The sequence below is a fragment of the Halorientalis persicus genome (assembly GCF_900110215.1).
Lineage (GTDB): Archaea > Halobacteriota > Halobacteria > Halobacteriales > Haloarculaceae > Halorientalis > Halorientalis persica.
Genome location: NZ_FOCX01000007.1, coordinates 17,923 through 40,260 on the forward strand (window position 1 = coordinate 17,923; position 22,338 = coordinate 40,260).

Annotated in this window: 18 protein-coding genes; 11 read left to right on the forward strand and 7 right to left on the reverse strand. The window is 64.8% G+C overall.

Going from position 1 to position 22,338, the window contains the following annotated elements:
• The first annotated feature begins 94 nt into the window (after positions 1-94).
• From BMX17_RS09420 to BMX17_RS09430, 3 genes are all read left to right on the forward strand, one after another.
• Positions 95-487, forward strand: coding sequence for a winged helix-turn-helix domain-containing protein (locus BMX17_RS09420; RefSeq protein ID WP_092659339.1), 393 nt, complete (start codon positions 95-97; stop codon positions 485-487).
• 111 nt (positions 488-598) lie between these two features.
• Positions 599-1,192: a DUF7342 family protein gene (locus tag BMX17_RS09425; protein WP_092659341.1), complete on the forward strand. Its 594-nt coding sequence runs from the start codon at positions 599-601 to the stop codon at positions 1,190-1,192.
• Between the two features lie 3 nt (positions 1,193-1,195).
• Positions 1,196-1,675 carry a toxin-antitoxin system TumE family protein gene (locus tag BMX17_RS09430; protein WP_092659343.1) on the forward strand — a complete coding sequence of 160 codons (480 nt, stop codon included), beginning with the start codon at positions 1,196-1,198 and terminating at the stop codon, positions 1,673-1,675.
• Between the two features lie 176 nt (positions 1,676-1,851).
• On the opposite strand, the gene BMX17_RS09435 is transcribed toward BMX17_RS09430, so the two are convergent.
• Entirely contained in the window at positions 1,852-2,685 is an 834-nt protein-coding gene (locus BMX17_RS09435) for a hypothetical protein (RefSeq protein WP_092659345.1), read from the reverse strand.
• A gap of 1,101 nt (positions 2,686-3,786) precedes the next feature.
• Between BMX17_RS09435 and BMX17_RS09450 the strand changes: the two genes are divergently transcribed.
• On the forward strand, positions 3,787-4,044 hold the full coding sequence (locus tag BMX17_RS09450; protein ID WP_092659349.1) for a hypothetical protein: 258 nt from the start codon (positions 3,787-3,789) through the stop codon (positions 4,042-4,044).
• Complete coding sequence (locus tag BMX17_RS09455; protein ID WP_092659351.1) at positions 4,044-4,463, forward strand: type II toxin-antitoxin system VapC family toxin; 420 nt, start codon at positions 4,044-4,046, stop codon at positions 4,461-4,463. Before BMX17_RS09450 ends, BMX17_RS09455 begins: the two co-directional genes overlap by 1 nt.
• A gap of 889 nt (positions 4,464-5,352) precedes the next feature.
• On the opposite strand, the gene BMX17_RS09460 is transcribed toward BMX17_RS09455, so the two are convergent.
• From BMX17_RS09460 to BMX17_RS09470, 3 genes are all read right to left on the reverse strand, one after another.
• Positions 5,353-5,628, reverse strand: coding sequence for a hypothetical protein (locus BMX17_RS09460; protein WP_092659353.1), 276 nt, complete (start codon positions 5,626-5,628; stop codon positions 5,353-5,355).
• 41 nt (positions 5,629-5,669) lie between these two features.
• Entirely contained in the window at positions 5,670-6,941 is a 1,272-nt protein-coding gene (locus BMX17_RS09465) for a glycosyltransferase family 2 protein (RefSeq protein ID WP_092659599.1), read from the reverse strand.
• A gap of 266 nt (positions 6,942-7,207) precedes the next feature.
• On the reverse strand, positions 7,208-7,849 hold the full coding sequence (locus tag BMX17_RS09470) for a hypothetical protein (protein WP_092659355.1): 642 nt from the start codon (positions 7,847-7,849) through the stop codon (positions 7,208-7,210).
• A 233-nt stretch (positions 7,850-8,082) separates the two neighbouring features.
• Here BMX17_RS09470 and BMX17_RS09475 point away from each other — a divergent pair, with 233 nt between their 5' ends.
• Entirely contained in the window at positions 8,083-8,616 is a 534-nt protein-coding gene (locus tag BMX17_RS09475; RefSeq protein WP_092659357.1) for a peroxiredoxin family protein, read from the forward strand.
• Between the two features lie 105 nt (positions 8,617-8,721).
• Complete coding sequence (locus BMX17_RS09480; RefSeq protein ID WP_092659359.1) at positions 8,722-10,248, forward strand: PQQ-binding-like beta-propeller repeat protein; 1,527 nt, start codon at positions 8,722-8,724, stop codon at positions 10,246-10,248.
• Positions 10,249-10,258: 10 nt separating this feature from the next.
• Here the strand turns inward: BMX17_RS09480 and BMX17_RS09485 are convergent, their stop codons facing one another.
• A complete protein-coding gene (locus BMX17_RS09485; RefSeq protein ID WP_092659361.1) occupies positions 10,259-11,074 on the reverse strand; it encodes a lipoate--protein ligase family protein in 816 nt (271 codons plus the stop codon).
• A 328-nt stretch (positions 11,075-11,402) separates the two neighbouring features.
• On the opposite strand from BMX17_RS09485, the gene nasA (BMX17_RS09490) reads away from it, so the two are divergent.
• The gene (gene nasA / locus BMX17_RS09490; protein ID WP_092659363.1) at positions 11,403-13,505 is read left to right on the forward strand and encodes an assimilatory nitrate reductase NasA; all 2,103 of its coding nucleotides are present in this window, start codon (positions 11,403-11,405) and stop codon (positions 13,503-13,505) included.
• A gap of 18 nt (positions 13,506-13,523) precedes the next feature.
• Here nasA (BMX17_RS09490) and nasA (BMX17_RS09495) read toward each other — a convergent pair whose 3' ends face one another.
• Positions 13,524-15,620, reverse strand: coding sequence for an assimilatory nitrate reductase NasA (gene nasA / locus BMX17_RS09495; protein ID WP_092659365.1), 2,097 nt, complete (start codon positions 15,618-15,620; stop codon positions 13,524-13,526).
• 563 nt (positions 15,621-16,183) lie between these two features.
• Here nasA (BMX17_RS09495) and BMX17_RS09500 point away from each other — a divergent pair.
• From BMX17_RS09500 to BMX17_RS09510, 3 genes are all read left to right on the forward strand, one after another.
• Positions 16,184-17,503, forward strand: a complete 1,320-nt coding sequence (locus BMX17_RS09500; protein WP_092659600.1) for an MFS transporter — start codon at positions 16,184-16,186, stop codon at positions 17,501-17,503.
• Between the two features lie 396 nt (positions 17,504-17,899).
• The gene (locus tag BMX17_RS09505; protein WP_092659367.1) at positions 17,900-19,666 is read left to right on the forward strand and encodes a nitrite/sulfite reductase; all 1,767 of its coding nucleotides are present in this window, start codon (positions 17,900-17,902) and stop codon (positions 19,664-19,666) included.
• A gap of 304 nt (positions 19,667-19,970) precedes the next feature.
• Positions 19,971-20,879, forward strand: a complete 909-nt coding sequence (locus BMX17_RS09510; protein ID WP_092659369.1) for a serine/threonine-protein kinase RIO2 — start codon at positions 19,971-19,973, stop codon at positions 20,877-20,879.
• Between the two features lie 184 nt (positions 20,880-21,063).
• On the opposite strand, the gene BMX17_RS26930 is transcribed toward BMX17_RS09510, so the two are convergent.
• Positions 21,064-22,317: a DUF2238 domain-containing protein gene (locus BMX17_RS26930; RefSeq protein WP_244514972.1), complete on the reverse strand. Its 1,254-nt coding sequence runs from the start codon at positions 22,315-22,317 to the stop codon at positions 21,064-21,066.
• Positions 22,318-22,338: the final 21 nt, after the last annotated feature.

The window sequence follows — 22,338 nt, forward strand, 5'->3', positions numbered from 1 at the left end:
GAAAGTGGAGTATATAAAAATAGGTGTTCTCAAGAATATTCTACGAGAGAATAACTAAGTGCATAGCGCGCACAGTCTCACGTAGAGCAACCCGATGGTCGAAACTGATCGCCGATCCACAGACGAGGTTCGCCAGCCCGAGCCGCCACTCCCCGAAGAGAGCGGGCTGACGCTTGAGGAGTATCTCGCGATGCAGCAGGCGATCGGACACCCAACCCGGTTTCGCATCCTCCGGACACTCGACATCAACGACGAGCTGAGCGCCGCTGAACTCAAATCCGCGATCGATGTCGAACCCCACAATTTCCACTACCATCTCGATGAACTGGTCGATGTCGGACTCGTCGATAAGCGCCAGCGACAAACGGCCGACAGTCACGGTTTCTACACGTACTACCGGCCGACCGCGATGGGACGTGGCATCCTCGAACACGGTGTCGAGGAGTTGATGCGCCGCGAACGCGAGTTCAACGACGCATACTCCTGATTAATTCGGCTGTCGTCAGGACGGCCTCTCTCCTACGGGCGACCATCTGGATAGCGCCGTAGAATACTACTGAAACAAAGAACTATACTTCTGTGCCCAGTAGATGAAGATATGACCGACTCACCCGACCCCGAATCATTTGCGGACATCAACGAGAAAGTGGGTGAAGAGTGGGAAGCCCAGACTACACCGTACGAACGGGTTAGAGAGGTGATTAACAGAGCATATAGTCCGATCTCGGCCGAGGCTGTTGCAGATGACGCTCGGACCTCACCCAAAACCGCTCGGAAGCATCTTGAAGCACTCGCTGACGAGGGATTCGTAACGACGTCGACGAGTGAAACCGGTGGGAAACGATATCAGCGGTCGTCGGAGTCGCTCGTGGTGGAACAGGCTGCCGAAATCCTGGCTGAAATCTCAACCGACGAGCTCCGAGAACGGGTCGCTGACATGCGCGAGACAGTCCGGGAATATCAGAACGAATTCGGCGTCGAATCGCCCGAAGAACTGTCGGTCACACAAACGAACGAGGTACTCGCCGAGACAGGAACCGGGTCCGAGACGATCGACGAGGACACACTACAGGAGTGGCAGACCACGCGTCGTAATCTCGCGTTCGCAAATGCTGCGCTCTCGATCGCTAACGCACAGAAGTTCGTCACCGACGATACGCATACGTCCAGCGGGAGCATCTCACCCTCGTGACCAATGGGTGGACCACAGTCATCCGAGTCCCATTCGCTACGGGGTGCGATCGACAGACCAGCGTTGATCGCAATTCGGGATTTCTATAATGAGGAAGAACCACTTGCCTCTGCACAGCTTGATGACTTCCTGAATCCGTCTGTCCTCGAAGTCGAACTGGACGACGGACTGTTGGATGCAACAGCGGCTCGCATCGACGTACAGTGGACCACTCGAGACGACTACAAATACCACTATACAGATACGCGCGACGTGAACGTCCGGTGGGGTCGACATCCACACGACGGCGATTACATCCACGTGTCTGGGCTAGAGCACTTCCATCCGCCACCGAACGCCTCGTCCGATCCAACCGACGTCGAGGCGTCCTGTATCGAGCAGTTGCCCGAGATACTCGTCACTCGGGCAGTCCGGACACTCTGGCGAACAGCCTACCACTCCCAGTCGCTTTCGGCACTGAATGCCGGACAGAATCCACCCTAAAAACCCCCCAGAAGAGCACAATAGTACGGTGTCCTCATTTCGGAAACCGTCCTATGCCATAAACCTTCACGGAGACTGTCGGTCGTGGCTGCCGGCCGCTCGCGGCCGGGAGCGGAGGGTGGGGCGGTGGGGTTGGCGTGGACGGGTCGTCCAAAAAGAAGGGAATGTCTCGCTGCCTACTCTCGGATTGTCACGAGCGTCGACCCGGTGACCGCGACCGAGCAGCGATCCTGGTACCAGCTCTTCTTCGCGCCACGGAGGACAACCTGATCGCCTTCTGCCACGGGACGCTTTTGACTTTTCACCCAGATCGTGAACTTGATCCGCGCTGTCTCGTCTGCGATCAGCCCGGTTTGTGCGATGGCCGGGTGCCGGGGCGTCCACAACTGAGCGACTTCACCTTCCAGGCTGACTGTCGCCCGATCGACCTCGGGAACGGCCGCAATCGGCACGACTGTCCCCGGCTCGCGCTGACAGCCCTCGACCACGTCCAGCACCGCCCGTGAGATGTCTGCACCGTCGACGACCCGCGCGGCCAACCGCCGCGCGATGGCTGCTCGCGACCACCCGTCGACCTCCTCGACCAGTCGGGCTGCCTGCTCGTTGATCGTCGCCAGCTTCGCCTGCGAACACGACTCCCGAGGATCGCTCGGTCCCTGTGACGGAGCCACGCTCACCGCACGCTCCTCGAACTCCTGCCGTCGCTTGTGACTGCCTGACCTGGCCACCTCGCGAGTCCGTCGTTCCCGACCCGACTGTTGCCGATCGTCCAGCCGCTGGCGCGTCCGTCTGATTTCCACCTCGCGTGCCGCGAACCGTTCCTCGTCTTCGAGCGTCAGGCTCCCAGTCTGAGTGTCCGGGTGGTTGGTGTCCACCTTCGCCTGTGTCTCCAGTTCGACCGTCGCCCGTAGCTCAGGATCGTCCTCAACTGTGTACGCCGCATCGTCCGCGTACTTCGCGTTCTGTGCATCGACCGTATCTTTATCTACGACTGTCTTTCTAGAAGTCATTGGAGTTACTCTCCGAAGGCGCGCACGCGCCACTGCCGCGATGCTGTGACATCGCGGCTTTCTGCACGGAACTGCCCGACCAGTCACGACTGCGCGCGTCGCTCGCGCCTTCGCGAGCGCCCCACTGGGCGCGAGCGACGCGCGCTTTCGGCCGGCCAAGCAACCAGCACCGCGCGGCGTCCTGCCGAGCGGTGCATGGCCGACCATCGGGAGGCCATCGTGAGCGGGGAGCACCGCGACCCGCGAGCAGCGAGGCAGGGCTCGGAAGACGAACGGAGTGAGTCTTCCGGCGACCCGCCCGGAGCGAGCGGCCAGCTTTAAGCCGTTTCTCGCGTCCGGCCCGGACGGCGGGTCCGTGTCCAGCGCGACTGTCGCCGAGACCGCGCGCCGCCCTGTGGCGCGCGACAGCGCAGGCGGCATCAAGCGCTGGAACGCGAAAGCCCGCGAGGGGCGCAACCGAAAACGCGCTTAAAGCTGGCGTCGAGGGCACATTCATTTTAGCCCGGAACGCGGTCGAGTGACAGAGGAACGAGACCGCGACAGCCCGGAATGGTCGGTCGCGAGCGTAGCGAGGGCGGCACGCGGCGCGCGGTGCGGGCCGGTACGACACACCGAACCAGGAGTGATGCCGACCGACCGGCCAATCCACGCCGGGTGGAACCGACCGGGGCCGCGGGCTGGGGGCGTCCCGTGCGCGACTGCAAGGAGCGAACGGGATCGTGACAGACGAGCCCCGCGAGTCTGTCGGCGACCCCGGCGACGCAAGCACCCACGGCGCGCAGCGAGCCGCGGGACCCCAGCCCGCGGGGGCGGTCCATATCGACTACCCCCACCGAGACTACACAACCGATCCGAACCCATGTGACCAGTCATCCAGCCAAGAACCACCAGACGGGACGGCTGTGGTGATGGGCACGAACGGCTCTGTGGACACCCCGACTCCACAGCTGGCGGGCAGTATCAAGAGGACGCATAGTCAGCAACCCAGTGTACCGTGGCTCGGTACGCCATCGCCGGTCTGTCGGCTGACGGAGTTTGTGTTTCGAGCCAGTCTCTGGGCACCGCGTAGGAGTTATACTACAGTATTACATATAATACACCATGGCAAGTGTCAGTTTCCGGGTCCCCGACGAGGTGAAAGCACGGATGGAAGAACACGACGAAATAAACTGGAGTGCAGTGCTCCGTGACCACATCGAGGAGGAACTACACAGTCTGGAATCGCGGAATATCGCCCACGCAGTTGCGACCAGCGAGCGACTGAGCAGTGCCATCGACGCCGACGAGGTGGCGACGACGAACACGGCAGAAACCATCCGGGAGTTCCGCGATACCCGATACGGAGCGGAACAGTCCTGATGGCCGACATCGTCGTCGACACCAGCACTGTCGTGAAGTGGTACATTCCCGAACAGCATCACGAACAGGCCCGGGCACTCCGCGACGATTTCCTCAACGGCAAACACAACCTGTGCGCACCGGCGCTAATGCCCTTCGAGGCGGTCAATGCACTCACGTACAGCGGCCACTACGATGGTGAGCGCCTTCGCGAGGCCGCACACTCGCTGGACAACTACGGTATCGAACTCGTCGCATTCGGGTCGGTCGGCCCCATCGCGGAGATTACGAATACCGTTGACATCACGGCCTACGACGCTGCCTACGTCGCACTCGCCGTCGAACGGGATGCGACAGCCTACACCGCCGATGGAAATCTCTTGCAGGATCTAGACGGAAGTGAGTATCAAGACACCGTCGCCCACATTCAGACCTACTGAATGATCGGCTCTCACCCACGTCAACGCGACAACCGTCGACATCTCTCTCGTTAGTGGAATCATCGGTATCTGGCAGTATTTATAACTCCGTGACACAACAGTCGCCGGACGAACCGTCACCACAACCGGTTCAGGACCGCAAGAAAGGGAAATTAGAGTGGTGAAACAACAGTGGTGATGTCCAACAGTGATCCAGTCCGGAGCCAGCTCTGTGACAAAGGTGCCCCATACAGCCCCGCGAGCGATGCTCCGGCCAGATGAGCAACGTGGCGCTGCTTGTGCAGTCGGAGCCAGAGTGACAGCATCAACAGCGAAACCGCAAACCGCAAGACGGCATGGTTGTGTGGTCAGATCCACCGTCATGACTGCAGTCGTCAGTGAGGCGTTCGTTTCGGCCTCCTCAGCATCCAGTCAGCATTTTGAGTGTTTCTACGGTATGTTTTCGACCAATTCAGGTCTGTGGAGGTTCCAGTCTGGCGTGGTACTGCACTGTCACCAGAATTGTAAGATTCGAACTGCTTAGTGTTATCTTGCGGTCGAAAACGGGCTTTGTGGAAATCCGGAGACCAGCTGTACGCTTCGAAACGGGCCAGAGACAGCCTCTAAAGCCGCCATTCGCTGTGTGGACGGACTGACGACGCCTCGGTGGCAAACCATGGCGTCCACAGAGCCGTCTGCGCCGGTTATATCGAGACGATTCTGCACCAGCCGGGTGGGTGAATCCGTGTCGATCCATTTTGGCCTATGTGTTCGTACCGTTAGCGAACCTAGTGGCTGAAGCTCGCGTGTGGGCCCACCTCCCGACAGCACTGCACTCTTGCGGGGGTTCTCGGAGATGACCTCTGTCAGTTAATCAGCCGCGGCCGAGTCCGGCGCGTCGGTTGGTCCGTCACTCATTCCAAGGCAGATAGGAGAAGTATCGCCTGATGGCGTCGAGACAGGCCCCGTCGTCACACTCGCAGTCGGCCATATCTCGACCGGTGTAAAACTCCGATCCACCGAGTTCCCGTCTCGTTCCCTCGACACCCAGCGCGAACTCGACGAGCAACGGCTCGACGATATCGATCGTTACCACGGCTGCCAGCGTGTCTCTGGACGCCGTCTTCGGGTGTGATCGGTAGAGTTCTGCTCGGTACGTATCGACACTCTCCCGATCGTAGGCCACACTGTCTCTTGCCAACTGAAAAAAGGACGACTCGATGTGGACTACGACTCTTGGTCAGCGGTCGCCAGCATACTCAGGAAAAAGGAACAGAAGATGGTCTGAACCCCGAGCAGCGTGACGGTGGAGGCGAGCAGGTTCACGCTGGCGCTTGGCACGGCCGCGTAGCCGGTGATCGTCCAGCCGACGACGCCGTAGCTCAACACGAGCGCGCCGGCGGCGAACAGCAGGAGGCCCAGCGACGCGCCGTGTTCGAGCTTGAAGTTGCCGCGAACTCTGCTCGTGATCGGGTCGCGGGGCTCGCGGATCGGGTCCGTCGCCAGCGAACTGAACATCGCCAACGTGCCGACCTGATAGCCGACGACCGTAACCAAACTCCCGCCGATCATCGTCTGGAGGCCGAAGGTCACGCTGCCGAGCGAGGTCCCGAACAGCGACAGCCCCATGACCGCGATGCCCGCGAGCGTGAGCAACGCGGCCGGCAGCGAGAACAGGTAACCGGGCGCGTTCACGAGCATGAACTTGACGTGCCGCCAGCCGTCACGGAAGCTGTCGAGAGTCGCTTCACCCTCGCGCTCGTGGTAGGTGATCGGCTTCTCGGCGATGGTCATGTCCTTGGCCGCGGCGTCCATGATCATCTCGCTGGCGAACTCCATCCCGGTCGTCTCCAGATCCAGCCGGGCCAGTGCGTCGGCGTCCAGCACGCGGAGGCCGCTGTGTGCGTCACTCACACCGGCGTCGTAGAACGTGTTCAAAAACGCGGTCAGGAGCGGGTTGCCGACGTACTGGTGCAGCGGCGGCATCGCACCGGCCTTGATCTCGCCGTCGAGGCGGCTCCCCATGGCGATGTCTACGTCGTCGCGGTTGGCGAGCTTGACCAGTTTGGGCAACTCCTCGAAGTCGTAGGTCGTGTCGGCATCGCCGATGGCGATGTACTCGCCGCGGGCACGCTCGAACGCGTACTTGTAGGCGTTGCCGTAGCCACCCTCGTCCGGTTCGACCACGATCGCCCCGAGTTCGCGAGCAATCTCGGGGGTGCGATCCGTCGAGCTGTCGCTGACGATAATCTCGGCGACCACGCCGAGTTCGGCGATGGCCGTCTTGGCGCGTTCCATGCACTCCGTGATGCCCTCCTCCTCGTTGAGGGTCGGCATCACGATCGTCAGGCTCGGCTCCTGGTCGCTATCGCGCTGTACCAACAGATCGTCGCCGGCGTGGTCCGTCCGTGACGAACCGTCCGACGACTGGCCGACGGACTCGTCCACCCCAGGTGCGGAACCGGACCCGCCGATTCCGCTGTTCGAGTCCGTCGCCATCAGTCCGTGGTCTCTCCGCCGTCGGTTCCGACGCGCGATCGGATCGGCGACCCACCACACTCCGCACAGACCTACGAGCTATCGATCGTCTCGACAACTGGCGCGTTACAGTCGATACACTTGATGCTAGCAGCCCTAACCGCTTTCGGATATCGGCCCACCGTGTTCACCCTCGTCACATAATTGTAACTGACTAGTTGCTAAAGTAATTTATGATTCCATTGATAATTATGTCAGGATAGACGATGATAAATCGGACGAGCGAACTATCCGCTCGGTTCGACGCCGCCGTAGCCGTACTCGCCGTATCCCTGGACGCCGTACGTGTCGGAATCCAGTTCGGTGGTGGTTGTGGTCGCTGTCGTCGCAGTCGTCGTTTCCGTGGTCGTCGTGGTCGTCGTCGCGTCGGCCGTCGACGTGCGTGATTCACCGTCGCCACTGCTCGCCGCGACGCGTCCGTCGGCGTCGGTTCCGTCGCGTTCGGTCGTCGCGTTTCGTGTCTCGGTCGCCGTCATACCTGCGGCCGTGGTGGTCGTCGCACCGGTCGGCACGCTCCCGTCGGTCCGGGTGGATTCGGTCGGCACCTCGGTCGTCTCGATCGGGGTGCCACCGTATCCGTACTGCACGTCGTCCGACGAATCCGCGTCGCCAGCGAGCAGGAACCCACTCGCACCGATCGACGTGATAGTCGTCAGTGCACCAGCCTTGAGGACCGTTCGCCTGTCGATCGAAACTCCCGCCTCTTCCACACCGTCCGATTGCGCTGTCCCGTCCGAATCGGGGGCCGCGTCCGCCTCACTCGACTCGTCCGGTTCGGCCACGTCGTCCGTCACGGTCGGTTCGACCGACTCCCCAGGTCCCTCCCGCACGTCCGCCTCGTCGGTAGTGGGTGAGGATTCGTCGCTCATCGGTCACGGCGGCCACGGCGCTGTGTCGCGACACCGCCCCGGCAAAATCCATATTTTTCCAACACTCTCGATCTCATATCTGCGAACTCGAGCAGCCACACGTAAAGGTGTAAAGTGCAAATTATCATTCGATATTCTTGGCTTCCGGTTTCATAGCAATAATCCAACTTTTCGAAGGTGCGCGTCTCGAAACCGGGCCAAAGGTATTACGGGCGTCAGTCGTAGGCCCGTGAATGACAGATTCGACGGGACTCGCCGTCGGCGAGCGTGTTCCGGACGTTTCCGGCCAGTTGGTCGACCCCGACGGGGCCGAGCGGACGGTGACACTGACGGAACTGCTGGAGGACAAGCCAGTCCTGTTCAACTTCTACACGGCCGATTTCAGCCCGGACTGCATCGACGAGTGGTGTGACTTCCGGGACTTCGACTGGTTCGCGACGGGCGATCAGGTCCAGGTCGTCGGCGTCAGCAAGTCCGGGGCCGCCCTCCACAAGCGGTTCATCGACTATCTCGACCTCGGGTTCCCGCTCTTTGCCGACCCGGATCTGGACATCGCGGAGGCCTTCGGCGTCCGCTACCGGGCGTTCAAGATCAGCAGTCGCGCGCGCCGGTCGACGTTTCTCGTCGACCAGGACCGGCGGGTCCGCTACAAGTGGCTCTCGAATCACTGGCTCGACCCGACCCGTGACACCCCGCCAGTCCGTGAGATCCACGAGGCTATCGTCGAGGAACTGGGGAACGAACCCGAGAATTTCGGGATGAGCTGATCGACAGCCCGTCGCGGTTCAACGGCCGCCGGTCGCCCCGGTTTCGGCGAGCCAGGGTTTCAATAGTAACGAAATCTTTTATTGCCGACACGACGAGGCGAACCCGTGAACGACGAACGACGATCGGCGACGCGCCGTCGGTGTCTCGCGGCCGGCACGGCCGTCACGCTCGGCGGCCTGACCGGCTGTCTGGGGCTGTTCGGATCGGACGGATCCGACGGTGGGGAGCCCACCGAGGGGTCACCGACCGGGAACCTGGCCGAGTACGACGGCCCGCTGCAGGTGAACGGGATCGAACGGGTCGACGGCGGCGGCATCGTGGTCCGGACCGAGGCCACCGTCGAGAACACCGGCGAGCGCGCCAGACAGGCGATGCTCGTCGTGTCCCTGTCCCACACCGAGGCGGAGGGGTCCATCGACCGCCGGCGACCCCTGCTGCTCGCGTCCGGGCAGGAACGAACCGTCAGCCTCGCCTTCCAGCCGCAGTTCTTCGGCGGCGAGGGAGCCGGCCGGCCCGAGCAAGGGGAGTTCCGGTTCGCCACCACCTTCGCGAGCGATCAGGTCGTTGAGGACTACCCCGGACTGGTATCGCCGGCGGCACGGTCGGCCATCGACGGCGGCGCGTCCTGGCCCGCCGCGGCGTACGACCCGGGGGCAAGCGCGCACAATCCCGGGACCACCGCACCAGGGTCCAGTCCGACGGCGGCGTGGACCGCGTCTGCCGTCGAGTTCGCTCACCGCGACACCGCCCCGGTGGTCGCGAACGGCACCGTCTACGCCGGGCGCTCGCTCAGGGCGCTGTCCGTCGACGACGGTACCGAGCAGTGGGCCCACGGCGACCCGCCACGGACGACCATGCCCGCGGTCGGGGACGGCGTCGTCGCCTTCGGAACACCCGAGGACTTCCGCGGCGTCGACGCGGCGAGCGGCGACGTTCTGTGGACGGTCCCGGCCGCCGGGAACATCTGGCAGGGCAGTGGCACCGTCGCCGACGGCACGGTGTACGTGACCGACGACGAGTTGTACGCCATCGACGCCGCATCCGGAGACGTGGTGTGGTCCGAGAACGTGGGCGAGCCGTTGCTCGGGGCACCCGCAGTCGCCGACGGGGTCGTCGTCGCCGGCCGAGACCCGCTCCAGGCGTTCGACGCCGCCGACGGGTCGCTCCTGTGGGCGGCCGCCGGCGGGGAACCCGTCGCCGCGGCGGCCGTCGCCCACGACACCGTATTCGCGCTCAGCGAGTCCCATCTGGCCGCGCTCGACCTCGCCGAGGGACGCACGCGGTGGTTCGCACCAGGCCCGTTCCAAGAGGAGCGCATCGCGGTCGGTGACGAGGCGGTGTATGCCCAGCGCTCCCGCTCGTACCGCCCGGTCGCGTTCGAGGTTACCGACGGCCGAACGAAGTGGGTGGCCGACGGGACCGGGTCCGTCCTCGGCCCGCCAGCCGCGTCCGACGGAATCGTGGTGTTCAACGACGGCGACGGCACGCTACTCGGACTGGACGCCGGGACGGGCGAGCGGGCCTGGACCAGAAGCGTCGGGAACGGCGTCCGCGGGGCGGTGGCCATCGCGGACGGGACCGTCTATTTCAACGAACCAAACGGGCCGCTGTGCGCCCTGACGGCGGAGTAAGCGCCGCCGATCAGGTCGGGTCCGTCCCGTCTCGGACCCACTCCGCCGACCGATACTTCGCGTCTGCACGCTCCCGTGCACGCGTCAGTTCGTCGTCGGTCCATTCGCCGTCGTCGGCGTCGGCCCACGTCGCGAGCGCGTCCGTCAGCGATTCGACGGCTTCGGTCCGGGAACGGTCGGCGTAGTCCGCGATCGCCCCCACCCGCTCTTCGAACGCGTCGCCGGTCACGTCGTGGCCCGAAAAGACCGCGAGGTGGCGCTCGGGTCGGCCGGCGTAGGTGAGTGACCCGTGCTGGATGACGCTGTCCTTGCGACGGTACTGGGCGTTACCGCTGAGTTTGCGCCCGTCGGTCGCCGACACCACGTCGTGGGCCGGGTGGAGTGCCCGGAGGTAACAGGCCGGCTGGTAGACGGCGGGTCGTTGCTCCTCGGCGAAGGTCGCCGGCACGTCCATGGCCGCGAAGGCGTCCATGATCGGCGTACAGAGCAGGTCGTAACACTCCATCAAGTCACCGGGGAGTTCCTCGGCCGGCGCGACGATCGAGTAGGAGATGTCGCCGTGCGTGTCGTGGTAGATGCCGCCGCCGCCGGTCGGCCGCCGGGTGACGGTGATCCCCTCGCGGTCGCAGTAGTCCCAGTCCACAGTCTCGGCGTCCTGATTGTACCCCAGCGAGAGCGTGCTCGGGTCCCACTGGTAGACTCTGAGCGTGCGCGGGCCGCCCCGAGCGGCGGTCTCGGCCGCGATCTCGTCGAGGGCCATGTTCATCGGCCCGTCCCAGGCCTCCTCGCGAATCAACCGCCACTCCCGGTCGGCGAGGTCGGTCATGGCCACCCGTTGGCCCCGGGTCGGCAAAGCGGTTGTGCCCCGCTCGGCCGAGGACGACTGGGACGGCCACGGAACAGTCGTCCCCCGTTCGCTCGGCGCGGACGGCTGGCGTGGCAAGCCTCAAAATCTTACAGTAACCGGGTCCGCCGACCCAACTAACGGAGTGTATTTTGATTGTTTTTCGTATCTCCGACAAACACCGTGTTTCGTAAAGAGATAAGATTTAGTGTTGTCTGTTCATTCGGATTGGTAGAGAGATGGTAGTCGAACGTCCGTATTCGGTGAGCCGCGAGGAACGATCCGGTGCCGCATCGGCGCGTGATCGGCTGTGAGCGATTGGGTGCCGACGACGTGTATGCGGTGTGCCGTCGGCTGTGGCCACTTACAGCGGAGCCCGGACGCCGGCATCGGTATCGAAGCGGTGCGGGGCGACGCGACCCATCCGGTCAACCAGGGGTTGGCCTGCTCGCGTGGGATCGAGGAGAGCCGCGACCCCGACGGCGACTGGCTCACACAGCCACTCGTCCGGGAGAACGGGAAGCTACAGCGGGCGACGTGGGACGAGGCCCTCACGACGGCGACACAGCGACTGCGCGATGCCCACGCGTCGGACCCCGATTCGGTCGCCGTGCTGGGGAGTGGGCAACAGACCAACGAGGCCGCCTACGCGCTCGGGAAAGTCGCCCGCGGTGGCCTCGGCACGCGCAATTACGACGCGAACACGACGCTGTGTATGGCGTCGGCGGTGACTGCCTACTACCAGGCCTTCGGGAGCGACGCACCGCCGTGTACCTACGACGATATCGAAGACGCGGACCGGCACGTCGTCTGGGGTGCGAACCCCGCCGTCGCCCATCCAGTGCTGTTCCGCTGGATCAGCGAAGCCGCCACGGACACCGAGCTCGTCACTGTCGATCCCGTGCGCTCGGCGACGGCCGAGGCCAGCGACCACCACGTCGCCCCCGAGCCCGGGAAGGACCTCGCCCTCGCCCGGGCCGTCCTCGCCCGACTGGTGGCGACCGACCGCATCGACGAGGCGTTCGTCTCGGCGGCCACCGACGGCTTCGAGGCGTTGCTGGCGACACTACCCGACGCGGAGACGGCAGCCGCGACGGCCGGCGTCGGAATGGACGACGTCGAGCGCCTGGCCGACGCACTGGACCAGCACGCGCTCCTGTACTGGGGGATGGGCATCAATCAGCACGTCCAGGGAACCGAAACGGCGCGTGCCCTGATCGACCTCACGCTGGCGACCGGGAACCTCAGTCCCGGCGGCGGTCCCTTCTCGCTGACCGGCCAGGCGAACTCGATGGGGACCCGCATCTGCTCGTCGAAAGGCTCCTGGCCGGGCCAGCGAGCCTTCGGCGACCCTGACCACCGGCGACTGGTCGCCGCGGAGTGGGGCGTGCCCGTCGACCGTCTGCCGGACGACACCGGCCCCGGCCCGGTCGGCATACTGGAGCAGGGGCCCGAGGTGGTGTGGGCCGTCGCCACGAATCCCGTCGCGGGGATGCCCGCGGCCGACAGCGCGCGCGAACAGTTGGAGGACGCCTTCGTCGTCGCTCAGGACGCCTTTCACACGGAGACGACCGAGATCGCCGACGTCGTCCTCCCCGCGGCGACGTGGGGTGAGAGCGAGGGGACGACCACCAACATGGAGCGGACCATCTCCCGCGTCCGGGCCGCGACGGACCTCCCGGACGGGGTCCGGCCCGACCTCGACATCATCGCGACCATCGGGTCGCGGCTGTGCCCGGACCTCTTCGAGAGTTCGTCACCGGACCCCAGCGAGGTCTTCGCGGAGTTCGCGGGCCTGACCGAGGGGACCGTCGCCGACTGCTCGGGCATCTCCTACGACCGCCTCGAACACGAGCAGGCCGTTCGCTGGCCCGCACCCGACCCGGACCAGTCTGGTAGCTACCGGTACTACGAGGGGACCGACACGAGCGCCGAACCGGACGCGGGTAGCGAGACACCCACCGACGGCGAGTCGTGGGCGTTTCCCACGGCGACCGGGAACGCGCAGTTTTCCACCGGCCAGCAAGACCCCCTGCCCGAGCCGACCGACGAGGCGTATCCCCTCACCTTGACCACCGCCCGCGAGGCCGACGGGTACAACACCGGTGTCCGCTCCCGTGGCGGGGAGGCTGGTGCCCTCGTGGCTCGGATCCACCCGGAGACGGTCGACGAGCACGCGGAGCTCGCCGGTGACGAGCGACTGACCGTCACGTCGCGGCGGGGGTCCGCGACCGTCCACGTCGAGCGCGACGAGGGCGTTCCCGAGGGGATGGTGTGGCTGCCGATCCACCATCCGGCGACGAACCGACTGACGCTCTCGGATCGGGACCCCCAGTCGAGGGAACCACACTTCAAACAGTGTGCCGTTCGATTGGCGACACCCGAAGCGGAACTGCCGGCGGCGGCCGACTGAAGCGGTTCGACGGCGGTATCAGTCGTCGCCGATCGTATCCGAGCGGAGGACGCCGTCGCGGGTCACGGGCGAGGACTGGTCCGGAAGCGACAGCCGGACCGCACACTGCTTGAAGTTGGGTTCGTTGGAGTCGGGGTCGACCGCCGGGAGCGTCAGCTCGTTCACCTCGGGGTTGTGGATGTCCAGCCAGATGGCACCGGTAGGGATGCTGTCGTCCGGCGTGAGCGTGACGGTTACCGACCCCCGGCGGGACTCGACGACGGTCTTCCCGCGGTCCACCACGTCGATGTACTGGCCGGCCGTCTCGGGGTGGACGCGGGCGTTCGGGATCGTCTCGTCGTCGTTCCGGACGCCCGTGTTGTACGCCTCGGCGCGTCGGCCAGTGGTCAGGAGCAACGGATACGTCGGATCGGTCGGTTCGGGGACGCCACGATACGAGGCCGGCGAGAACCGCGCCAGCCCGGACTCGGTCGGGAACGACCACGAACCGTCGTCGTAGTACCGGTATCCCCCTTCGGTCGTCTCGTCGGGGGCAGGCCAGCGAACGGCTCGCTCGGCTTCGAGACGTTCGTAGGAGACACCCGAGATATCGGCCGGCGTCCCGGCCGTCAGATCGCGAATCTCGTCGAAGACCGGCTCCGGCTCCAGCGGCGGCTCGTCGAACAGGCCGTCGGCGAGTCGGTTCCCGACGGCTGCGATGATGTCGATGTCCTGCCGGACGGTGTCGATGACGTCGCTCACGGCCGTGACCCTGGAGATGCGCCGTTCCATGTTCATCACGGTCCCCTCACTCTCGCCCCACGTCGCCGCGGGGAGGACCACGTCGGCGTGTTCGACGGTCTCCGACCGGAACGCGTCCTGGACGACGAGGAAGACGTCGTCGAGCGCGCGCTTGACGTTGGTGGCGTTGGGCATACCGACGGCGGGGTTCGTCGCGACCGTCCAGCAGGCCTCGATGTGCCCCCTGTTGATCTCGTCGACGATGCCGACGGGGCCGGGACCGGTCGACGACGGGAGCCGATCGAGCGGAACGTCCCACGCCTCCGCGACGCGTTCGCGGGTGGCGTCGTCGGTGAACGCCTGGTGGCCCGGCCAGGTCCCCTTCGACGAGCAGACGCGGGTCCCCATCGAGTTCGCCTGGCCGGTCAGCGAGAAGGGGCCGCTCCCGGGACCCACGTTCCCCGTCGCCAGACAGAGGTTGATCAGCATCCGCGCGGCGTCGGTCCCGTGCGTGCTCTGGTTGATCCCCATGCCCCAGTACAGGAGCGTCTTCGCGTCGAACGCGGCCGCCAGTTCGTCGACGGTCGCTCGCGAAACGCCGGCGGTCTCAGCGGCCGTCTGGACATCCGGGAGCGACTCGACCAGCCGGTCGAAGCCCGCAGTGTAGTTCTCGACGAAGTCCTCGTCGATGCCACCACTCTCGACCCGCTGTGCCAGCACCGCCCGGGCGAGCATGAGGTCGGTTCCCGGTTCGGGCTGGACGTGGTGGTCGGCGTCGGCAGCGGTCTCGCTCTCGACGGGGTCGACCACGACGAGCCGACACTCCGACGCCATCGCGCTGTCGAGAATCCAGCGATACAACACCGGATGGGCGACCGCGGGGTTGGCCCCCCAGACGACGTGTGTCTCCGCCTCCGGGATGTCGTCGTAGGTACACGGCGGCGCGTCGCTCCCGAAGGCGTCGTAGTACGCAGTCACCGCCGACGCCATACACAGCGTCGTGTTCGCGTCGAAGTACTGTGTCCCGATACCCCCCCTGGCGACTTTCCCGAGCGCGTAGGCAGCCTCGTTGGTCTGTTGCCCACTCCCCAGCACGGCGACGGTGTCGGGATCGTCGGCCATCGCTTTCAGCAACTCGGCGGCGACCGTGCCCAGCGCCACGTCCCACGACGTGGCCACGAGCTGATCGCCCCGCCGAATGAGCGGTTCCGTGAGCCACTCCCCTCGCGGGTTCTTCGTCTCCCGAATCCCGCGTTCACAGGAGAGGCCTTCGGCAGTCGGATGTTGGTGATCGCCCTGCACGTCACCGACACCGTACCCCCTGTCGGTACCCCGCTGGAGTTGCCCACAGCCGACGGCACACCGCATACACGTCGTGGGCTTCCATCGAGTCATCGTCTCTCGGTACCCCGACCGGATGGGGGCACACGCCGCCCCCCGGTCTCGGCGGCTCCGCGGACGCACGAGCCCGGAACGGCGTGGGAGGGAGTGATAGCGAATGGATGTTCGTACATGGTTTCAGCTCGTGTTAATACATAGTCGTATTATCGCCCCACTAAGTCTTTTGATTGGCGAAAATAAGAATAGTTCGTGAACGTACATCCACCAGAGAACCACTCGCCGTTCGGTTCCGACACCGCCCCGGGATGGGCTCACCGTCACTTGGCCCGACAGTGTCCGGACGAACCTGGATTGACGAATGGACAGCAGTCGAGACCACTTTTCGAGATTGGACAAAATCGACACCGGGACCGAGCGAGAGACGGACACATTGTCCGGTCGTTGGGCAGCAGATGCAAAGTTGCCGATTTCTAAACGGGTACGACTATAAGCACCTGTTCTTAATGAAATCTTGTAGCAATGTGGCCATACATGGCACAAAAGAGATCGAAAGTTGACGAAGTGGAACCTGGTGTGTCGGGCAGATGGGGTTCATCGGCGTTCCCGGAGGGGATCGCATGGGACTGATCAGGATGACGAAGTACCGGACGCTGTTGCTCGCGACGATCGGCTTCAATTTCTCGTTTCTGATCTGGTTTTCCTTCGCGCCGTTCACGGGTGGGATGGCCCAGGAGTTCGGGCTTTCGACGGCCGAGATCGGCATCCTCGCCAGTTCGGCGATCTGGATGGCCCCGTTCGGTCGCATCCTGACCGGGTGGCTCTCCGATAAGTTCGGGGCACCGGCCATCTTCGCCATCGTCCTGGCATACGTCGGCGTGTTCTCGATGGCCTCCGCGTTCGCGCAGGACTACTCGATCTTCTTCGTGACGCGGCTCATCGTCGCGACGGCCGGAATCACGTTCGTCATCGGCATCCAGCACGTCGCCGAGTGGTTCGAGGAGGAGAACCTCGGACTGGCCGAAGGGATCTACGCCGGGGTCGGCAACGCCGGGGCCGCCGGCGGCGCGCTCATCCTCCCGCGCGTGTTCGGCCAGGGGTGGAGCGGGCCGCTGTTCTCGACGAACTGGCGAGCGGCCTTCTTTTATACCGGGATCGTCTCGATCGGCCTCGCAATCGCGTACTATACGCTGGGTGAAGCCGCAAAGACCGAGGAGAAACGCCAGGCGACCAAGGACAACGCCAGTCTGAAGGGGTGGATTCACACGGCCACCCGCTACGGGACGGTCGTGCTCGCGGCCGCCTACATCATGTCCTTTGGCCTCGAACTCTCGATGAACGGCTGGCTCGCGACGTACTACCGTGAAGCATTCGATCAGAACAACCTCGTGATCGCGAGTACCTTCGCCGCGACGTTCTCGATCGCCGCGGGACTGCTCCGGCCGTTCGGTGGCTACGTCAGCGACATCCTGGCCAGAAAGGAGAAGAACATTCTCCCCTTCTTCACGGGACAGTACCGCGGACAGTGGACGTTCCTCGGCCTCTGTTTCATCGTCGTGATGATGTTCGCGATGACGCTGGCCGGACTCTCCGGCGTCCTGCTGAACGCAGTCGTCGTCGGCTTCCTCGTCGGTGCGGGCTGTGCGTGGGCCGAAGGGGCGATCTTCGCACAGGTGCCCGCGATGTTCCCGAACAGTTCCGGGGCGGTCGCGGGCGTCGTCGGCGGCATCGGTACCGTCGGCGGCATCGTCTACCCGCTGTTTTACTCCGCGCCGTGGCTGGCGAACCTCCATCTCGGGTACTCCGTCGCCGCCGTCACGATGATCCCGATCGTGTTGCTGTCCGCGTGGGTGTTCAGACCGGAAATCGCCAAAGTCGCCAACGCGGCCGGCTTCACGGGAGTTGGCAGGGAAGAGGGTGCCGTCGCGGCCGACGACTGAGACGGACCGGGCCCGCTCGTGGGGCCGCCGACCCAGCCCACTCGAGGTGACTCTCGCACACGCTTTTTCGGACACGTTCGGACAGCGGCCGTCGCTCTGCCCGCCAGCCGTGTGTCCGTCGGCAGGGTAACCGAGCGGTGGGCGAACGCGCCAGCGCCACGGTGGACGAATGCCGGTCAGATCGGCCGAACGGTGGAAGATGCCGAATCGACCCCGAAACGGAGCACGCTCGAGGCTCCGACTTGCTGTTTGTCGTCCCCACCGGCATAGAATGGCCATTCGTTAACGAATAGACTTATTGAATGAGGAGTATGGTAATATGACGAGAAATGCGTGACATTCAGATCAACTTTGGCGAGATAACTGAACAGAGCCTGTCGGTCGTCGGGGTGGACGATGGGTAAGGACAAAGAAGCGATCAAGGGGGAGCTGTACGGCGACGAGGTACGCGAGAAGTTACTCGAGTTCGCCGAGAAGGGGTGGGATTCGATTCCCGAAGACGAACGCGAGGAGTGGTTCTCCCGGTTCAAGTTCTGGGGGGTGTTCCACCAGCGTGGCGGACAGGAGTCGTACTTCATGATGCGCCTGACCAACTGCGGGGGGGTTCTGGAGCCGGGCCAGTTGCGAGCCATCGGCGAGGTGGCACGCGAGTACGCCGATGGACCGGTCCCGAACCCCGAGTTCGGCAACGGGTGGCTCGATTTCACGACGCGCCAGTCCATTCAATTGCACTGGATCAAACTCGAAGACGTCCCCGAGATCTGGGACACACTGGAATCGGTCGGTGTCTCCTCCCGGTCGGCCGGCGGTGACACGATGCGCAACATCTCCGGCTGTCCGGTCGCCGGGAAGGGCGAGGAAGTCGTCGAGTCCCGTCCGATTCTGGAGGAGATCCAGGAGACGATCCGGGACGACGACGAGCTCTGTAATATGCCCCGGAAGTTCAACATCTCCGTCTCGGGCTGTCGACAGGGGTGTGCCCAGGACGCCATCAACGACATCGGACTCGAACCCGCCCGCAGGATCGTCGACGGCGAGCCGGACACAGGGTTCAACGTCCGGGTCGGTGGCGGACTGGGCGGCCGCGAGGCGCGCCGGGCTCGCCCGCTGGACCTGTTCGTCCGGCCCGAACACGCCGTCGAGACGGTTCGGGCGTTCGTCGAGTTCTACCACGAGGCCGGCGACCGGACGAACCGCTCGAAGAACCGTGGACGCTTTTTCGTCGACGATCTCGGGACCGACGAGATCCGCGACGAACTGGACGACCGACTGGACTTCGAGTTCGAGACCGCCGGGACGGACTTCCGCGGCGAGTACACCTACAATGCCGGCAAAAACACCGATCTCGGTACCCACGACCACGTGGGTGTCTACGATCAGGCCGACGGTCGAAACTACGTCGGCCTCTCGGTGCCGGTCGGCCGGCTCCCCGCCGCGGACGCGATCGAACTGGCCGACCTCGCCGACACCTACGGCTCCGGGGAAGTCCGGCTGACCCGTCGGCAGAATCCCCTCATCATGGACGTCCCTGACGACGCGCTCGCGAGCCTGCTGGACGAGCCGTTCCTCGAGACGTACTCACCGGAGCCGAACCCGTTCACCCAGGGGGCGATGGCCTGTACGGGGACGGAGTTCTGTTCGCTCGCGCTCACGGAGACGAAAGCGCGGATGGCACGCCTGCTGCGGTGGCTCGGCGACAACGTCGACATCCCCGACGACGTGGACCGCATCAAGATGCACTTCTCCGGCTGTACGGCCGACTGCGGACAGGCGATGACCGCCGACATCGGCCTCCAGGGGATGCGCGCCCGGAAGGACGGCGAGATGGTCGAAGCGATGGACGTGGGTGTCGGCGGCGGGATCGGCGAGGACCCCAGTTTCATCGACTGGGTCCGCCAGCGCGTCCCGGCCGACGAGGTACCCGGTATGATCGCCAACATGATCGAGGCCTACGCGACGCTCCGCTCGGACGGCCAGACGTTCAGCGAATGGGTCGACGCCACCAGTCACGAGACCATCGTCGAACTGGCCGAACCGGAGGAAGTCGAGGGCTACGACGACCCGTGCCCGACCGACGCCAAGCAGTCGTGGTACCCCTTCGACGACGGCGAGAGCCCCGCCCCGACCGACGACGACGGGCAGCCCATCTCGGCGGACGACTGAGCCACCGACACGTGGCAGCGTGACACGCCCTCTGGCGTCTTTTCGGGACCTGAGCGTGCCGCTGCTCGCCGTGCGATCGTGTCGTGAGGACTGCATCACGAGTCACATCTCGACAGGCGGAGACGGCTCGCCGAACGGGCATCCGGACCGTCGTCGCCAGAACGACTGAACCACGCTCTCTCGGACTCCTGTTCCGGGGTGGTTCCAACGAATCGAGCCAGATTCGATATAGCGCGATGGGATTTACGGCCGCCAGCGACCGGACGCGTCGGGCTTTTACGGACCGGTCCGCTACGGGCGTCTAATGGTCGAAAACGTCGCGCCGCTCATGCGAGAGCTCGAACCCGAGGACTTCCACCTGCTCTCGGGGATCGAGCAGGGGATGCGGTTCTCGGAGTGGGTGGCCAAGGGGAAGATCCCGGAATTCTCGCGGCTCTCGCCGGAGAACGTGGATTACCGGCTGGACCGGTGTGAGGACCGCGGGCTGGTCGAACGGAAGACCATCCAGTACCAGGGGTTCAAGCTCACTTTCGAGGGGTACGACGCGCTCGCACTGCACAGCTTCATCGAGCGCGAGACCGTCGAGGAGTTCGGCGCACCGCTGGGCGTGGGCAAGGAAAGCGACGTGTACGAGGTCCGCTCCTACAAGCCGCTGGCCCTGAAATACCACCGCGAGGGATACACGAACTTCCGGGAAGTGATGAAAGAGCGCAACTACACCTCGGATCGCGACCACGTCTCCTGGCAGTACACCGCGCGCAAAGCGGCCGAGCGGGAGTACGACGCCCTCGAAACGCTCTATCCCGACGTGAGCGTCCCGCGCCCGGTCGATCAGAACCGTCACGCCATCGTCATGGAGAAGATCGACGCGACCGAGCTCTCCCGGACGAAACTCGAACCCGAGCAGGTCGTGCCGATCCTGGACCTGATTCTCGCGGAACTGGCGACGGCCTACGACGAGGGGTACGTCCACGCGGACATGAGCGAGTACAACGTCTTCGTCGGGAACGAGGGCGTGACCGTCTTCGACTGGCCCCAGGCCGTCCCGACCGATCACGAGAACAGCCGCGAACTGCTCGCGCGCGACGTGGAGAACATCGTCGGCTACTTCCGTCGGAAGTACCCGAAACACGTCGACGACGTGACCACCGACGCCGTCGCGGCCGCCGTCGCGGAGGGCCGCTTCGAGACCGTCGACGATCACCGCGAGTGATCGCCGACATCGGTACGTCTGTTCCGACATTCTGTCTGTAGCAGCCCTGTATCGGCAGAACCCTCTCGTGAAAGTGGACACACCGAAACTCGAAAGATAAATCATATATCGCTATATCAAATCGGAGCGGAGCGGCGAGACGGAGCAGACACCGTTCGGTGAGTAGAGCGCCGGAGACGGCCGTTCAGTCCCGTCGGAACCGCCACTCGAACAGGACGCCGGCGAACAGGCCCGCGGCGGCGGCGTAGACGAACTCCCACATGAGCCGGGTCTCGATCTCGTCGCCGGTCTGCCCGGGATCGAGCAGGAGGGTGGTTCCAAGCGTCAGGTCGACGAGCCAGCGGCCGACGGCCCAGAGGCCGGCTGCAGCCATCGTGGTGACGACGACGAACAGGACGGCGAACGTGGGCGTCATACGGACATCCGTGAAGAGGTGGAGTTCGACGGCGACGGTGAGCGCGACGGCGGCGACCGCGACGTAGATCAGCGGCGTCGCGGCGAGCCACGGCTGGGCGAACACCCCGCCGAAGACCGGAATTGCCGGGAGAACGAGGAGTTGCCAGGGGAGCGTTGCGCGGGGGTCGCCGTAGGCGACCGCGGGGACGAGCGCGAGCGCGACGACGACCGCAACGGGGACGGCGAACGGAACCGCCCCGGTCGCGACCGCACCGGCGACTACGAGAGCGAGGACACCGACGACCAGCCACGAGCGCCGTGCGTTCGTCCGATCGCGTCGCACCACCTCGTCGAGGCTGGTCACGGGCGAGCGTTCGTGGGCGATCGGGCGGAGAGGGCTATCGTCGTCCGGCTCGTGGCGATCGAGGCCCCGTCGGAGCGAGTCGACGACCGACGAGACGCGTTCGGTCGCGAACGCCGCGGCGACGACGGCTCCGAACATATCGAACAGCAGATCCCCCAGCGTGTCCGTGAGCCCGTACTGCGTGAGGATCGGCTCGAAACCCAGGAGCCGGGCCCCCAGCGCCGTCCCGAACTCGAGGATCTCCCAGAGGACGCCCAGCCCGAGCGTGAACACGAGGACGTAGACGTACAGGAACCGATCCGTGAGGACGACGGCCCTGCTGTGGTCGTCGATGGCGCGGGCCAGAACGTAGCCGACGGTCGCGACGACCGCCGCCGAGAGTGTGTGCGTGAGGCGGTCGTACCACCCCACCTGGTGGTAGAACCCGAGCATCCCCAGTGCGTGCAGAAACAGCGCGAGAGTGATCCAGAGCGTGAGCCGCGCGTCCAGTTCGATCCGAAGGTCACGCTCGATTATCGCGGGGACGAGCGTCGTCGCGAACGCGATGGCGGCGTTGACTACGATCCCGACGTTGCGTGTGTAGAGGCCGACCACCAGTATCGCCAGCATACTGGCTTGCAGGAGACGGGTGCCGGCGCGGGCGAGGCGTCGGCGATCCGAGAGTCTCGACGGAGACATACGACGTTTCGGGGGACGGAG

Excerpts from the sequence above, each read along its gene's own strand:
- BMX17_RS09420 (WP_092659339.1), top strand. The coding sequence starts at position 95 with ATGGTCGAAACTGATCGCCGATCCACAGACGAGGTTCGCCAGCCCGAG.
- BMX17_RS09425 (WP_092659341.1), top strand. The coding sequence starts at position 599 with ATGACCGACTCACCCGACCCCGAATCATTTGCGGACATCAACGAGAAA.
- BMX17_RS09430 (WP_092659343.1), top strand. The coding sequence starts at position 1,196 with ATGGGTGGACCACAGTCATCCGAGTCCCATTCGCTACGGGGTGCGATC.
- BMX17_RS09435 (WP_092659345.1), bottom strand. The coding sequence starts at position 2,685 with ATGACTTCTAGAAAGACAGTCGTAGATAAAGATACGGTCGATGCACAG.
- BMX17_RS09450 (WP_092659349.1), top strand. The coding sequence starts at position 3,787 with ATGGCAAGTGTCAGTTTCCGGGTCCCCGACGAGGTGAAAGCACGGATG.
- BMX17_RS09455 (WP_092659351.1), top strand. The coding sequence starts at position 4,044 with ATGGCCGACATCGTCGTCGACACCAGCACTGTCGTGAAGTGGTACATT.
- BMX17_RS09465 (WP_092659599.1), bottom strand. The coding sequence starts at position 6,941 with ATGGCGACGGACTCGAACAGCGGAATCGGCGGGTCCGGTTCCGCACCT.
- BMX17_RS09470 (WP_092659355.1), bottom strand. The coding sequence starts at position 7,849 with ATGAGCGACGAATCCTCACCCACTACCGACGAGGCGGACGTGCGGGAG.
- BMX17_RS09475 (WP_092659357.1), top strand. The coding sequence starts at position 8,083 with ATGACAGATTCGACGGGACTCGCCGTCGGCGAGCGTGTTCCGGACGTT.
- BMX17_RS09485 (WP_092659361.1), bottom strand. The coding sequence starts at position 11,074 with ATGACCGACCTCGCCGACCGGGAGTGGCGGTTGATTCGCGAGGAGGCC.
- nasA (WP_092659365.1), bottom strand. The coding sequence starts at position 15,620 with ATGACTCGATGGAAGCCCACGACGTGTATGCGGTGTGCCGTCGGCTGT.
- BMX17_RS09500 (WP_092659600.1), top strand. The coding sequence starts at position 16,184 with ATGGGACTGATCAGGATGACGAAGTACCGGACGCTGTTGCTCGCGACG.
- BMX17_RS09505 (WP_092659367.1), top strand. The coding sequence starts at position 17,900 with ATGGGTAAGGACAAAGAAGCGATCAAGGGGGAGCTGTACGGCGACGAG.
- BMX17_RS09510 (WP_092659369.1), top strand. The coding sequence starts at position 19,971 with ATGGTCGAAAACGTCGCGCCGCTCATGCGAGAGCTCGAACCCGAGGAC.
- BMX17_RS26930 (WP_244514972.1), bottom strand. The coding sequence starts at position 22,317 with ATGTCTCCGTCGAGACTCTCGGATCGCCGACGCCTCGCCCGCGCCGGC.